This is a genomic window from Sphingobium lactosutens (assembly GCF_013393185.1).
Taxonomy (GTDB): Bacteria; Pseudomonadota; Alphaproteobacteria; order Sphingomonadales; family Sphingomonadaceae; genus Sphingobium; species Sphingobium lactosutens_A.
This window is the reverse complement of record NZ_QJQX01000083.1, coordinates 159749-173664: the sequence shown is the minus strand read 5'-3', so window position 1 is coordinate 173664 and position 13916 is coordinate 159749. Positions and strand designations below refer to the sequence as shown.

The following is a 13916-nucleotide window of genomic DNA, read 5'->3' as shown; positions in this document are numbered from 1 at the left end:
CCGGTGGAGCGGAAGAAGTGGGAAAGCGGTTCCGTCAGCGACCGGGCCGCCGGAGGAAGGCTGCCCCCGGTCATGATGACGTCAATCCAGCTTGCTCAGAAGGTCCAGCATTTCGGCGGGAATATCCTCGTCCACCGCGCGCTGGTAGACGGTGCGCAATACCTGGGACACATGGCCTTCTTCCTTGGCGCTGGCGTTGCGGCCCTTGCGCGAAGACGATTTCGCGCCTTTCCCGCTACCTCCCGCTGACCGTCGTTCCGTTGTTGAAGAAACCAAAATCTGCCCCTTTGAAGCAATCTTAATCACGCCGGCCTGCCCGTATTCGCGGGAATCGAGCGGAACGTCAATTCATCGTCCCGCACAATGGCCACGAAATTCACGATATCGTCGAAAAAACCATATGGCTGCGAAACAATTTTGCGCTTCGATGGTTCCGATGTGCGAGGCGTTTTTTTGACGCCGCCGGCCTTGGGGCGGGAAGTAGGGGGCGGGGGTTGCCATCGTGGCATGGACATTCCATCCTTTCCTTTCCTCCGTCCGTGGGCCGGAGGTTGTTGGCCTGGTATCGGGCAGGGAGAAGATTTGACGATGTCGCTTGGACAGAAACTCCACCCCCATCTTCCGTTTCTGCGGCGCTATGCGCGCGCGCTGACGGGTAGCCAGGCGCATGGCGACGCCTATGTCCGCGCGACGTTGGAGGCGATCGTCGCGGCGCCGGAGGAATTTCCGTCCGAAGTCGATCCGCGCCTTGGCCTGTACAAGACATTCCATGCCATCTGGTCATCCTCGCATCTCGACGATGTGCCGCTGACTGCCGGCGACGGGCGGGAGGCGATTGCCCAGGCACGGCTTGGCCGCCTGACCCCGTTGCCGCGTCAGGCGCTGCTGCTGACCGCGCTGGAAGGCTTCACCATCGACGACGTCGCCTATCTCATCAGCCTGGACAGCGCCGACGTCGAAGGGCTGGTCGAGGAAGCCCTGACCGAGATCGAGGCGCAGACCCGTGCCAAGGTTCTGATCATCGAGGATGAACCGATCATCGCGATGGACATCGAAACCATCGTCCGCGACCTCGGCCATGAAGTCACCGCCATCGCCGTCACGCGCGAGGATGCGGTGCGCGAAGCCATGGCGGAACGACCGGGGCTGGTTCTCGCCGACATCCAGCTTGCCGATGATTCGAGCGGGATCGACGCGGTGAAGGACATTCTGGCCGAGATTTCGGTACCGGTGATCTTCATCACCGCCTTCCCGGAACGCCTGCTGACCGGCGAACGGCCGGAGCCGACCTTCCTCATCACCAAACCGTTCCAGCGCTCGACTGTGAAGGCGGCGATTTCTCAGGCGCTCTTCTTCGATGAGGCGACGGCGCCTGCCTGATCGACCTTTTGCGAAAGGGACGGAACTCCCGGTCGGCGGTGGCGTTAATGAACCGTAACGATCGGGAGACGTGCCATGGTTGACCATGAACAGCACATCGCCACCGACAAGGCGCGGGCAGGCTCTACGGAACATGTCGTGCGATATGTCCTTGGCATTTCGCTCGCTTTGGCGGTCATCGCGATGCTGTTCCTGCTCTGGAAATGACAGGGCAGAAACAGGGCACTAGGTTTTGACGATAAACGGTTTAGGATACAGGCGCACTTATGGCTTTGACGACGTCGGTTCATGCGACGAGGGCGACAGCCAGCACGGGGGTTGTTCCCATGAATGAAGACGTTGGCGGAGCGGAAGAACGAGCCGCGCTGTCGGATACGGATTTCAAGCGCGAACTGGCGGCTGTCATCCCTCATCTGCGCGCATTTGGTCGTTCACTGTCCGGGAACCGCGATGTCGCGGACGACCTGGTGCAAGAAACCCTGCTGAAGGCGTGGGCGGCGCGAGCGCGTTTCCAGGCGGGCACCAATATGCGGGCCTGGACCTTCATCATCCTTCGCAACCATTATCTCTCGCAGATGCGGCGCTCGCGCTTTCGCGGCGACTGGGACGATCTGACCGCCGATCGCATCCTCGCGGCGCCGGCCGGCCAAGACAAGCATGTCGAACTCAGCGACATGCAGCGCGCCCTGCTGCAATTGCCTCAGCCGCAGCGCGAAGCATTGATTCTGGTCGGCGCGGGCGGTTTCGCCTATGAAGAAGCGGCGGAGATTTGTGGCGTGGCCGTCGGTACGATCAAGAGCCGCGTCGCGCGTGGCCGTGCTGCGCTGGAACAGATATTGGAGAATGGCGATCTCCCCTCGCGCCGCAGCCAGGTGACGACCGATACGGCCGTGCTGGACGAGATCATGGAGGATGTCGATCGCCTGAGTCGCGGTGTCGAAAGCCGTTCGGACGACGAGGACTGATACCGGAACGCTTCGGCATCGCGCTTCGCAGTCCCAGGGAGGAGAGAAGCGACATGAACGAAGATCCCCTTGCCCCGCATGAGCCGCCGGAAGGCGACGACCAGCCGATGCGCTCTCGTGGCAGCAGCGTGGTGTTCGCGCTAGTCGCGCTGGCGCTGATCCTTGCGATCGCCTTCTTCTATCTGACCAATGAGCGCCGGGAAGACCGGCGGGCGGACAAGCTGACCGAGGCGGCCGGGGCCGTCGATGACGCGGCGGCCGTCGTGGGGGACGCAGCGAAGAACGCGGCGGACGCATTGCGCAATCATGACTGATCGGTGAATCGCGCCCTTTTCAATGGGCTTGATGTGCGATTCAGAATTTCTTCGTCATTTTCCGACAGGATGCCTCGCGTCGGATTTCCTTACAGTCCCTTGTAAGGCGCTGTCCGGCACTACCGTAAATTTGCGGTCGGACGGCAGCGGGAAAAAAGCGCGACGAATGATCAGGCTGTTCAAACATTATGTGCCGCACGCGGTGTTGCTGCTGGGGCTGCTCGATTTCATGCTGCTGATTGCTGCGGCGGAAGCGGGCTGGATCCTGCGCGCACACCAGATCGGCATGGCGGTCGAACATGTCGTCACCCGTACCGGGCCGCTGTTCAGCTTCGCCATCGCGATTCAGACCGCGATGATCGCCGTGGGCGTCTATGGCCCCGAATCCCTCCAGTCGATCCGTTTCGCCGTCGCGCGGCTGCTGGTCGCCGTGTCGCTGGGCGTGATCTTCCTGTCGGTCCTTTATTTTCTGCTGCCCGGCATGACGCTTTGGCGGTCCAACTCGCTTTACGCCATGGGCTTGTCGGTTTCGCTGTTGCTGCTCATTCGTCTGCTGCTCGGCTCCATGCTGGGCGGCGAGGCCTTCAAGCGCCGCCTGGTGGTGCTGGGCGCAGGCAGCCGCGCCGACCGTATCCGTGAGCTTGAACGCAAGCGCGGTTCGGGCTTCCTCGTTGTCGGCTATATCGCGATGAACGATGGTGCGCAGGTGGTCGAGGAAGCGATCAACCGCAACGCCGTCTACAATCTTTCGGACTTCGTCGTCCGTCTGAACGCCAGCGAAGTGGTGCTCGCCCTGGAGGAGCGGCGCAACGCCATCCCCATGTCCGACCTGCTGCGCATCAAGACGACCGGCGTCCATGTAAACGATCTGTCCAGTTTCCTGGAGCGGGAGACGGGCCGCGTCGACCTCGCCAGCGTCAATCCCAGCTGGCTGATCTTCTCCGACGGATTTTCCGCCGGTCGGCGCCTGTCCAGCATCGCCAAGCGGCTGTTCGACATCATCGCCAGCCTGATCCTGCTCGCCCTGACGGGGCCGATCATCCTGCTCGCCGCCATCCTGGTGAAGCTCGACAGCAAAGGTGGCGCCTTCTACCGCCAGCAACGCGTCGGCCTCTACGGCCAGGAATTCTGGATCGTGAAGTTGCGGACCATGCGGCAGGATGCCGAAGTCGCCGGGCAAGCGGTCTGGGCGGAAAAGGACGATCCGCGCATCACGCGTCTGGGCTATTGGCTGCGCAAGCTGCGCATTGATGAACTGCCGCAGACTTGGACGGTGCTGAAGGGCGAGATGAGCTTCGTCGGACCGCGCCCCGAACGCCGCCAGTTCGTCGAGGATCTGGAGCAGCATCTGCGTTATTATGCCGAACGCCATATGGTGAAGCCCGGCATCACCGGCTGGGCGCAGATCAACTATCCCTATGGCGCGTCGATCGAGGATGCCCGGCACAAGCTGGAATATGATCTCTATTACGCGAAGAACTATACGCCTTTCCTCGATCTGCTGATCCTCCTCCAGACCGTGCGGGTCATCCTCTGGCCCGACGGCGCGCGCTGAGGAGCGGGGCGTGGGTGTCCTCCTGCAATTCATAGGCGATTGGGGCCATGCGCTCGCGGCCGTGTTGTTCGCGGCGCTCGGCATCTTCCTGTTGCGCCGGCGCGAAGAGGCGATCGAACTGCGCATGCTGGCCGGCGCGCTGCTGCTCACCTCCTGCTGGGCGCTCTATGTCTCCTTCGGCGGTGTGTCGAAGCCGCTGTCGGGCGTGGGCGAGAGCATCCGCAACGCCGCCTGGCTACTTGCCATGTTCGTCATGCTGCGGCGCGGCCCGGTCGGCCGCACCGGACCGATCGGCGCGGTCGCGGCGGTCTATGCTGCGGTGGCGGGACTTCTTCTGCTCCAGACCTTCACCGACCTGACCTGGCGGCAATTGCCGGTCGACAGCGATCTCCATCATGCGCTTGTCACCGGCTCGCTGATCCTGCGGATGATGACCGCGATCGGCAGCCTGCTGCTGGTTCACCAGCTTTACACCGCCTGGCCCTCGCGCGAGCGGGGCAGGGTGGCCCTGCTGTTCGGCGCACTGGCGGCGATGTGGACCTATGATCTCAACCTCTATGCCATCCGCTATTTCGCGCCTGACCAGGTGAGCGAGCTTTATGCGCTGCGGGGTCTGCTCATGGCCCTGCTGGCGCCGGTCATCGCCGTCGGCATGCGCAAGGACATGGCCGGGCGGTTGCAGCTGTCGCGCACGCTGACCGTCCAGTCGCTCTCCATCTTCGCCGTCGCGCTCTATGTCGTCGTCATCACGGCGGCGGCGGTGCTGATCGAGTTGATCGCCGGCCCCTATGCCCGGCTGGTGGAGATCGGCGCGGTCTTCTTTACTGCCGTCACCGCGCTTGTCCTGCTGCCTTCGCCGCAGATGCGCGCGCTCTGGAAAGTGCAGGTCGCCAAGCATTTCTTCCAGCATCGCTATGATTATCGCACCGAATGGATGCGCTTTGGCGAAACCATCGCGCGTCCTGGCGAGGACCCCGCGCCGCTCAGCCAGCGCGTCGCGAAGGCGGTGGCCGACATCACCGATTCTCCCGCCGCCATGCTGCTGCTGCGCAACGAACAGGGCGGTCTGGCGTTCGAGACGCACTGGAACTGGACCGGCGATTTGCCCGAGGCGGCGACGCTCTCGCCCGATCTGGTCGCCCGGCTGGAGGAGAGCGGCTGGGTGCTCGACCTCGCCAACCATGCCCCCGCCTTGCCCGATTGGGTGACGCAGGACGGCCGGGCCTGGGCGCTCGCCCCGCTGATCCATTATCGCCGCCTGATCGGCGCGATCCTGCTCGCCCGCCCGCCGATCGACCGGCGGCTCGACTGGGAGGATTTCGACATGCTGCGCGCCGCGGGGCGGCAGGCCGCGACCTATATCAGCGAGGCGCAGGGCCAGCAGGCGCTGGACGATGCGCAGCGCTTCGACGAGTTCAATCGCCGCTTCGCCTTCATTGCCCACGACATCAAGAATTTGGTGAGCCAGCTCTCTCTCTTGTCGCGCAATGCAGAGCGTCATGCAGACAATCCCGAATTTCGCGCCGACATGGTGCTGACGCTCCGGGAATCGGTCGGCAAGATGAACGACATGCTCGCCCGCCTGTCCCAGCATAACAAGGGCCGGCGGGAAGAGCCGCGCCCGATGGTGCTGCGCGACCTGCTCGATCAGGTTGCCCGGACCCGCGTGCGCCAGCATCCCGTCCATGTCACCGGCGCAGCGCCGATGGCGGTTGCCGATCCGGCGCGCGTCGAGCAGATCGTGACTCACCTGATGCAGAATGCCATCGACGCCAGCCCCCCCGACAGCCCGGTCGAACTGCGCCTGTCCACCGACGACCGCGCCGCCATTGTCGAGATCATCGACAAGGGCACCGGCATGAGCGCCGAATATGTCCGCCGCGACCTGTTCAAGCCTTTCTCCTCCAGCAAGGCGGGGGGCTTCGGTCTCGGCGCGTTCGAGGCGCGCAGCCTGGCTGAAGCGATGGGCGGACGGATCGAGGTCGAAAGCCAGCCTGGGCTTGGCAGTCGTTTCACCCTGCGCCTGCCGCTGGCGCCCCGTATAGATACAGAGAAGGCCGCCTGATGAGCGACACCCGCCCCAAATTGCTGATCGTGGAGGATGATCCGGGTCTTCAGCGGCAATTGCGCTGGGCCTATGAGGATTATCAGCTCTTCATCGCCGGCGACCGGCAGGAAGCGATCGAGATGCTGCGGTCGGAAACCCCCGACGTGGTGACACTGGACCTCGGCCTGCCGCCCGATCCCGATGGCACCAGCGAGGGTTTCGCCACGCTGGCCGACATGCTCAAGATCAAGCCAGATACCAAGGTGATCGTCGCGTCCGGCCATGGCGCGCGCGAAAGCGCGCTGGATGCGATCGCGGGCGGCGCTTACGACTTTTACCAGAAGCCGGTCGATATCGACGAACTCGGTCTCATCGTTCGCCGTGCCTTCCACGTCCATGCGCTGGAGCGGGAAAATGCCCGTCTCGCCGAAGTCGCGCCGGAGGATGGCCGGGTACTGGGCCGCCTCATCACCGGCGCGCCGGAAATGATGAAGGTCGCCCGCACGATCGAGCGGGTCGCCAACGCCGATGTCTCGGTCCTGCTGCTGGGCGCGAGCGGCACCGGCAAGGAATTGCTGGCGCAGGGGCTGCACGATGCCAGCCCCCGCCGCACACAGGCTTTCGTCGCGATCAACTGCGCCGCCATTCCCGAAACCTTGCTGGAATCAGAACTGTTCGGGCATGAAAAGGGTGCCTTCACCGGCGCGATCAAGACCACGCCCGGCAAGATCGAACAGGCGCAGGGCGGCACGCTCTTCCTGGACGAAGTCGGCGATATTCCGCTGCCACTTCAGGTGAAGCTGCTCCGCTTCCTGCAGGAACGGGTGATCGAGCGGATCGGCGGGCGTCAGCCGATCGCCGTCGACACCCGCATCGTCTGCGCCACCCACCAGAATCTGGAGGAGATGATCGCGGCGGGTACCTTCCGTGAGGATCTCTATTACCGCCTCGCCGAAATCGTCGTGCGCATTCCGGCGCTCAAGGACCGATCCGGCGACCCGGCGCTGCTGGCGCGCCATTTCCTCACCCGCTTCGCCCGCGACATGAACCCGCAGGTCAAGGGGCTGGCCCCCGATGCGCTCGCCGCGCTCGATGCCTGGCCCTGGCCCGGCAATGTCCGCGAACTGGAAAATCGCATGAAGCGGGCCATCATCATGGCCGACGGCAAGCTCATCACCGCCGCCGACCTTGATCTGGACGATGACCGGTTGGAAGGGGCCGATGTCGTAAACCTGAAGGCGGCGCGCGAAATGGCAGACCGCCGCGCCATCCGCCGCGCTATCGCCCGCACCGACGGCAATATCTCCGGCGCGGCCAAGATATTGGGGATCAGCCGGCCGACGCTATACGATCTGCTCAAACAATATCAGATCCAGAACTGATCGATGCGCCGGTCCCGTCTCTTCCTGCTTGCCGGGGCGGCCGCCCTGATGCTGGGCGGTGCTGGCCTGTGGCAATGGCGCGCGCATGAGCGCGACGGCAGTGCCGCGCTTGCCCGTGGCCTTGCGGCGCTGGACGCGGGTGACGCCCGCAGTGCGCGGGTCGAACTGATGAACGCGATTCTGGGCAATGGCCGATCGGTGCAGGCCCATGCCGCGCAGGCCCGCGCGCTTGCTGAACTGGGTGATGGCGCCGGTGCGCAGGCTGCGGTGGAGCGCGCCCGTTCGCTAGGCTGGTCCGCCGCGCAAGGCCGTGCCGTGATGGCGCAGGCGCTGCTGTTGCAGGGCGACCTTGACGGCGCGTTGCGGGAAGCGCAGGCGCCGGACATCCCGCAGGCGTCGATCGTCGCGGCGGCCCGCGTGGTTGCGCGCGCTTCACTGGCGCATGGCGATACAGGCCGCGCGCGTCTTGCGCTGGAGCGCGCCCTGACGCTTGCGCCCGATGACGCCGAAAATTGGATCGACCTTGGCCGTTTCCGCCTTGCGACGGGCGATCAGGGCGGCGCGATCCAGGCAGCCGACCGGGCCATGGCGCTCGCGCCCGCCAATGCGAAGGCGCTGGCCCTGCGCGGCGAACTGACCCGCGCCCAATATGGCCTGACCGCCGCCTTGCCCTGGTTCGATCGCGCGCTTGAGGCCAACCCGGATTCCGTGCCCGCGCTGGAGCAATATGCTGCGACCCTCGCCGATGCGGGGCAGGCGAGCAAGGCGCTCAGCCTCTCGCGCCGTATCCTCGCGCTCGACCCGTCCAACCCGCGCGCATGGATGATGCAGGCGGTGATGGCGGCGCGGGAGGGTAGGGCCGATCTGGCCCGCGCCCTGCTGGACCGTACCCATGGCCGGCTGGATCATGAACCGGCGACGCGGCTGCTGCGCGGCGTGCTGCATCTGGAGGATGGAAATGCCGTTCTGGCGACCGAGGCGCTCGGCCCGCTGGTCGCCGCCCAGCCTGACAACCGGACTGCCCGCACCCTGCTTGGCCGGGCCTATTATCTGAACGGCGACTTTGCCTCCGCCGCGTCCACGCTTGCCCCCATGGTCGCCCAGCGCGACGCCGATCCTTATGTGCTGACGCTCGCCGCCCGCGCGCAGGAGGCGAGGGGCAATCGCGCCATGGCTGGCGACATGCTGGCCAGAGCCGACTGGCCGGTGCGCGCTGCCGCCGATCCCTTCGCCAGCCCGCGCGACGCCGCGCTGGCCAGCGGCCCACCGCCCGCCAATCCCGCCACAGCGAATGACAATATTCCCTATATCCGCGCCCTGCTCAGCACCGGTCGCACTGTGGACGCGCTCGCCCGCGCGCGCCTGCTCAGCCGCGCCAATCCCGGCGCGCCCGCCGCCTGGCTGATCCTCGGCGACACATTTGGGGCGGCCGGTCAGTCGCAGGAGGCCGCGCGCGCCTATGAAGCCGCCGCGAATATCCGCTTCGATCGCGACGCCGCGCTGCGTCTGGCCGCCGCATGGGGCCGAGCCGGCAATCCCGCCCGCGCCGCGCAGGTCGTCCGGCTGTTCCTGACGCAGAACCCCAATGATGTGGAGGCGCAGCGCCTTGCCGCGGGCATCGCCATGCAGGCGCAGGACTGGCGCGGCGCGCTGCGGATGCTGGGCGCGGTCCGCGTGCGGATTGGCGGCAATGACGCCGTGCTGATGGCCGACCTCGCCCGCGCGGCGCTGGAAAGCGGTGACGGCGCTGCCGCACGCGCCTACGCCACCCATGGCTATCGGCTGATGCCGGGCAATCCTATGACCGCCGACATGCTCGGCTGGGTCTTGCTGCGCACCGGCGAGAAAGGACCGGCCGCCATCGACCTGCTGGAAAAGGCCGTCGCGCTGGCCCCCGGCGCGCCCGCGCTCCAGATGCATCTGGGGCAGGCTTACGCGGCGGCAGGACGGAAAGGGGAGGCGAAACTGGCGCTGAACCGCGCGGCGGCAGTGCCCGGATTTACCGGACGTCAGGAAGCGCTTGAGGCATTGGCCGCATTGTAAAACATCCGTTCGTTTCGAGCGAAGTCGAGAAACGGATAGCGCATCCTTACCGCTTCTCGACACGCTCGAAGCGAACGGGTCCTTGTATTTGGTGGATTGACCTCAGACCTTCGCCAGATCCAGTTCATCGATCCGCAGTCCCAGGCGCCTGATCTGGGCCGCGACCGGTGGCCACACCGTTTCCATAAAGCGCTCACGTTCGGCGCTGCGCAGGCGGCGGGTCGCGCCGTCGGCGACGAACATGCCGACGCCGCGCTTCACCACGACCAGCCCGTCATCCTGAAAACTCTGATAGGCCTTGGCCACCGTCAGCGGATTGGCGCCTTGCGCGGCAGCGAAGGCGCGCACAGATGGCAACACGTCGCCATCACGATATTCCCCATCCAGAATGGAGGCGGCAATGATCTCGCGCAGGCGGAGATAGACGGGCTTGGATTCGTCGGCCATGGTGCATCAGTGCCATAATACAGCGACGGGGGCAAGCTACGACATTACAGCTTTTGTTATATTTGTGTAATTATCTGTCCCATGTGGAGACAATGGTGTCATAATCTGGCCGCGGCCGCTCTTCCTGCGGCTTGCCCGGAGTCCCGATGAAGACGAAGCCGGCGATCGCTTCCCCTTCGCGCCCGAAGGCGCCGCGCACATCCTCATTATAGGTCGGCCATCCCGTCAGCCAGCCGCCGGCAAAGCCCAGTGCATGGGTGGCGTGCAGCAGGTTCATGATCGCTGCGCCCGCCGAAAGCTCTTGTTCCCAGGCCGGGATCTTGCTGCCCGCGACCGGGGCGGACAGCGCCACCACCAAGGTCGGCGCCTGATGCGCGAACTGGTGCATCGCCTCGATCTCCAGCCGTCCGGCGTCGGGCTTTTCGGTGCGATAGGCCGTTTCCAGCAGCTCCGCCAGCGCGGCGCGCTTTTCCAGCGGCACGATCACGAACCGCCACGGCGCCAGCTTGCCATGGTCGGGAGTGCGCAGCGCCACCTCCAATATCTGCCGCAGTTGCGCACCGTCGGGGCCGGGCGCAACCAGATCGCGGGGCTTGCCGGAACGGCGGGTCTGAAGCAGGGCGAGCGGAGAGGAGAGGTCGTTGAACATCGCGCAGACAGATGGCGCGCGCTTCGCTCTAACGCAAGGGCGGAGCGCCCTTTTGACAGGATGAACCCATAGGCTCTAGGCTGACGCCATAAGCGGCCGCCGCCATGGCGGGCCGGACACAAGAATATGCAAAGGGTCCCGAATGGCGACTTCGGACATGACGACTGCCGAGTCAGGCAAGACCTGGCTTGGCCATCCGCGTGGGCTTTATCTGCTCTTCTTCGCGGAAATGTGGGAGCGTTTTTCCTATTACGGGATGCGCGCCATCCTGATCTTCTATCTCACCAAGCATTTCCTCTTCGGCGAGGACAAGGCCTATCTTCTCTACGGCGCCTATACCTCGCTGGTCTACATCACGCCGGTCATCGGCGGCTATCTGTCCGACCGATTCCTGGGACCGCGCAAGGCGGTGCTGGTCGGCGGCGTGTTCATCGCCATCGGCCATTTCCTGATCGCCGTGACCGAAGGGCCGGGGGGGCAGGATCCCGTCTTTCTCAACGGCTTCTATCTGGCGCTCGCCTCGATCATCGTCGGCACCGGCTTCCTCAAGGCCAATATCTCCGTGCTGGTGGGCGAACTCTACGACCGCGACGACCATCGCCGCGATCCGGCCTTCTCCATCTTCTACATGGGCATCAACATGGGCGGGATGCTCGGCCCGATCGTCTGCGGCCTGCTAGGCGAATTGTGGGGCTGGAGCTGGGGCTTCGGCGCGGCGGGCGTGGGCATGCTGCTCGGCCTTGTCATGTTCGTGTGGCTGAAGCCATGGCTGCTCGGCAAGGGCGAACCGCCCGCGCCGCAGCAACTGCGCCAGACTACTGCCGCCGGTCTGACCCAGGAATGGACCATCTATCTCGGCGCGGCGCTGGGCGTCGTCGCCATCTGGCTGGTGATCCGCTATGCCGAACTGCTGGGCTATGCGCTGCTCGGCTTCTCGGCCCTGACGGTCATCTACATCCTCTGGCGCACGCTCGGCACGCTGGGCAAGGTCGACCGCGACCGCATGTTCGCCGCGCTCTTCCTGATCGCGCTGAACCCGCTCTTCTGGGGGCTGTTCGAACAGACAGGATCGTCGCTCAACATCTTCACCGACCGCAATGTCGACCGCAACATCCTCGGCTGGGACGTCCCCGCCTCGCTATTCCAGTCGGTCAATTCGGTCTTCATCATCCTGTTCGCGCCGCTGTTCGCTGTGCTCTGGACCTTCCTCGACAAGCGCCGGCTGGAGCCGTCCTCGCCGGCCAAGTTCGGCATCGGCCTGATCCTTTGCGGTGCAGGCTTTCTCGTGCTGGTCGCTGGCGCGGCGATGGCGGGCGAGAATCTGACGCCCATCCTCTTCGTCTTCCTCATCTACCTGTTCCACACCATGGCGGAACTCTGCTTCTCGCCGGTGGGCCTGTCGGCCATGACGCGGCTGTCGGTATCGTCGATGGTCGGGCTCGTCATGGGCACCTGGTTCCTCGCCATGGCGGCGGGCAATTTCATCGCCGGCCTAATCGCCAGGACCACCGGCAGCGGTGAAGCGGGCAATGTCACCCAAGTACTTGACGTCTATACGCAAATCGGCTGGTTCTCGATCGTGGTGGGCGGTCTGGTGCTGCTCGTCTCGCCTTATGTGAAACGCATGATGCATCTCGACACCATATCCTCGAACAGGGATGAACATTGATGACCAAAAGCGGCAAATGGCTGCTGATCGCGGCGTTGCTGGCGGGAACCGCCGGCGCGCAGGCGGCGAAGAAGGACAAGGAAACGCCTGCGTCGCAGGGGTCTTCGACTGAGCCTGAAAATCCCTATCCGTCCACCTACAAAGCCTATCCCGGCCGCCCGACCGTGATCCGCGGCGCGACCATCTTCGACGGCGAAGGCGGCCGCATCGACAATGGCGTCGTCTTCCTGTCGGAAGGCAAGGTGGTCGCGATCGGTGGCCCCGATACGCCGATCCCGGCCGATGTCGCGCTGTTCGACGGCACCGGCAAATATCTGACGCCGGGCGTCATCGACATTCACAGTCATCTGGGCGTCTATGCCTCGCCCGGCGTCGATGCGCTGTCCGACGGCAATGAGATGACCTCGCCGGTGACGCCCCATGTCTGGGCCGAACATAGCATCTGGCCGCAGGATCCCGGCTTCGGCCGCGCGCTGGCCAATGGCGGCGTCACCACGCTCCAGATCCTGCCCGGCTCGGGCAACCTCTTCGGCGGGCGCAGCGTGACGGTCAAGAACGTCCCTGCCCGCACCCAGCAGGGGATGAAATTCCCCGGCGCGCCCTATGGCCTGAAAATGGCGTGTGGCGAAAACCCCAAGCGCGTCTATGGCGCCAAGGGGCGTGAGCCGTCGACCCGGATGGGCAATATGGCGGTCGACCGCCAGACCTGGATCAAGGCGCGCGAATATCAGAAGAAGCGCGCCGCCGGTAAGGACCAGACCCGCGACCTGGGCATGGAAACGCTGGCGGATGTGCTGGAGGGCAAGATTCTCGTCCATAATCACTGCTATCGCGCGGACGAGATGGCCAATGTGATCGATATGTCGAAGGAGTTCGGCTACAGGATCACCGCCTTCCACCATGCCGTCGAAAGCTACAAGATCGCCGACCTGCTGCGCGAGAACAACATTTGTTCGGCCATGTGGGGCGACTGGTACGGCTTCAAGATGGAAGCCTATGACGGCATCAAGGAAAATGTGCCGCTGGTGCATCGGGCGGGCGCCTGCGCCATCGTCCACTCGGACGATGAAAATGGCATCCAACGCCTGAATCAGGAAGCGGCCAAGGCATTGGGCGCGGGCCGCCGCATGGGGATCGACATTCCCGACGAGGTCGCCTGGACCTGGCTCGCCATCAATCCCGCGCGCGCCATGGGCATCGCGGAGCAGACCGGCAGCCTCAAGGTCGGCAAGATGGCCGACGTCGTGCTATGGAACGGCAACCCCTTCAGCACCTATACAAGGCCGGAAAAGGTCTGGATCGACGGGGCGCTGATGTATGACAGCGCCAATCCGAAGCTGCGGCCTGTGACCGATTTCGAACTGGGCCAGATCGGCGCGGGAGACGTGAAATGAGCCGTTTGGCCAAAATAACTCCGTTCGGTTCGAGCTTGCCGAGAACCGGTGCTGGATCGAGTTCTCGACAC

The 13916-nt window shown here is 64.7% G+C and carries 13 protein-coding genes; 10 read left to right on the top strand and 3 right to left on the bottom strand.

Annotated features, from left to right (window positions below; genetic code table 11):
* Positions 1-81: 81 nt before the first annotated feature.
* Positions 82-171 carry a NepR family anti-sigma factor gene (locus DM806_RS27485; RefSeq protein ID WP_372859762.1) on the bottom strand — a complete coding sequence of 30 codons (90 nt, stop codon included), beginning with the start codon at positions 169-171 and terminating at the stop codon, positions 82-84.
* A gap of 417 nt (positions 172-588) precedes the next feature.
* Between DM806_RS27485 and DM806_RS25075 the strand changes: the two genes are divergently transcribed.
* The 8 genes from DM806_RS25075 to DM806_RS25045 all read left to right on the top strand — a co-directional run bounded on the left by DM806_RS25075 (position 589) and on the right by DM806_RS25045 (position 9686).
* Positions 589-1380 carry a response regulator gene (locus DM806_RS25075; RefSeq protein ID WP_179045892.1) on the top strand — a complete coding sequence of 264 codons (792 nt, stop codon included), beginning with the start codon at positions 589-591 and terminating at the stop codon, positions 1378-1380.
* A gap of 75 nt (positions 1381-1455) precedes the next feature.
* The gene (locus DM806_RS27480; RefSeq protein ID WP_256869485.1) at positions 1456-1587 is read left to right on the top strand and encodes a hypothetical protein; all 132 of its coding nucleotides are present in this window, start codon (positions 1456-1458) and stop codon (positions 1585-1587) included.
* 119 nt (positions 1588-1706) lie between these two features.
* Positions 1707-2345: a sigma-70 family RNA polymerase sigma factor gene (locus DM806_RS25070; RefSeq protein WP_179045866.1), complete on the top strand. Its 639-nt coding sequence runs from the start codon at positions 1707-1709 to the stop codon at positions 2343-2345.
* Between the two features lie 53 nt (positions 2346-2398).
* Complete coding sequence (locus DM806_RS25065; protein ID WP_179045865.1) at positions 2399-2659, top strand: hypothetical protein; 261 nt, start codon at positions 2399-2401, stop codon at positions 2657-2659.
* Between the two features lie 166 nt (positions 2660-2825).
* Positions 2826-4214: a TIGR03013 family XrtA/PEP-CTERM system glycosyltransferase gene (locus DM806_RS25060; RefSeq protein ID WP_179045864.1), complete on the top strand. Its 1389-nt coding sequence runs from the start codon at positions 2826-2828 to the stop codon at positions 4212-4214.
* Between the two features lie 10 nt (positions 4215-4224).
* Entirely contained in the window at positions 4225-6279 is a 2055-nt protein-coding gene (gene prsK, locus DM806_RS25055) for an XrtA/PEP-CTERM system histidine kinase PrsK (RefSeq protein ID WP_179045863.1), read from the top strand.
* On the top strand, positions 6279-7643 hold the full coding sequence (gene prsR / locus DM806_RS25050) for a PEP-CTERM-box response regulator transcription factor (RefSeq protein WP_179045862.1): 1365 nt from the start codon (positions 6279-6281) through the stop codon (positions 7641-7643). The genes prsK and prsR overlap by 1 nt, the downstream gene beginning before the upstream one ends.
* 3 nt (positions 7644-7646) lie before the next feature.
* Positions 7647-9686: a tetratricopeptide repeat protein gene (locus DM806_RS25045; protein ID WP_179045861.1), complete on the top strand. Its 2040-nt coding sequence runs from the start codon at positions 7647-7649 to the stop codon at positions 9684-9686.
* 102 nt (positions 9687-9788) lie between these two features.
* On the opposite strand, the gene DM806_RS25040 is transcribed toward DM806_RS25045, so the two are convergent.
* Both DM806_RS25040 and DM806_RS25035 read right to left on the bottom strand, forming a co-directional pair.
* On the bottom strand, positions 9789-10133 hold the full coding sequence (locus DM806_RS25040; RefSeq protein ID WP_179045860.1) for a GntR family transcriptional regulator: 345 nt from the start codon (positions 10131-10133) through the stop codon (positions 9789-9791).
* Between the two features lie 70 nt (positions 10134-10203).
* Positions 10204-10782, bottom strand: a complete 579-nt coding sequence (locus tag DM806_RS25035; RefSeq protein WP_179045859.1) for a nitroreductase family protein — start codon at positions 10780-10782, stop codon at positions 10204-10206.
* Between the two features lie 142 nt (positions 10783-10924).
* Between DM806_RS25035 and DM806_RS25030 the strand changes: the two genes are divergently transcribed.
* Positions 10925-12451, top strand: a complete 1527-nt coding sequence (locus tag DM806_RS25030) for a peptide MFS transporter (RefSeq protein ID WP_179045858.1) — start codon at positions 10925-10927, stop codon at positions 12449-12451.
* Positions 12451-13845 (top strand): amidohydrolase, encoded by a 1395-nt coding sequence (locus DM806_RS25025; protein ID WP_179045857.1) that lies wholly within the window; start codon positions 12451-12453, stop codon positions 13843-13845. Before DM806_RS25030 ends, DM806_RS25025 begins: the two co-directional genes overlap by 1 nt.
* Positions 13846-13916: the final 71 nt, after the last annotated feature.

Coding starts and splice junctions, on each gene's coding strand:
- DM806_RS25045 (WP_179045861.1), top strand. CDS start 7,647: ATGCGCCGGTCCCGTCTCTTCCTGCTTGCCGGGGCGGCCGCCCTGATG.
- DM806_RS25035 (WP_179045859.1), bottom strand. CDS start 10,782: ATGTTCAACGACCTCTCCTCTCCGCTCGCCCTGCTTCAGACCCGCCGT.
- DM806_RS25070 (WP_179045866.1), top strand. CDS start 1,707: ATGAATGAAGACGTTGGCGGAGCGGAAGAACGAGCCGCGCTGTCGGAT.
- DM806_RS25065 (WP_179045865.1), top strand. CDS start 2,399: ATGAACGAAGATCCCCTTGCCCCGCATGAGCCGCCGGAAGGCGACGAC.
- DM806_RS25025 (WP_179045857.1), top strand. CDS start 12,451: ATGACCAAAAGCGGCAAATGGCTGCTGATCGCGGCGTTGCTGGCGGGA.
- prsR (WP_179045862.1), top strand. CDS start 6,279: ATGAGCGACACCCGCCCCAAATTGCTGATCGTGGAGGATGATCCGGGT.
- DM806_RS27480 (WP_256869485.1), top strand. CDS start 1,456: ATGGTTGACCATGAACAGCACATCGCCACCGACAAGGCGCGGGCAGGC.
- DM806_RS25075 (WP_179045892.1), top strand. CDS start 589: ATGTCGCTTGGACAGAAACTCCACCCCCATCTTCCGTTTCTGCGGCGC.
- DM806_RS25060 (WP_179045864.1), top strand. CDS start 2,826: ATGATCAGGCTGTTCAAACATTATGTGCCGCACGCGGTGTTGCTGCTG.
- DM806_RS25040 (WP_179045860.1), bottom strand. CDS start 10,133: ATGGCCGACGAATCCAAGCCCGTCTATCTCCGCCTGCGCGAGATCATT.
- DM806_RS25030 (WP_179045858.1), top strand. CDS start 10,925: ATGGCGACTTCGGACATGACGACTGCCGAGTCAGGCAAGACCTGGCTT.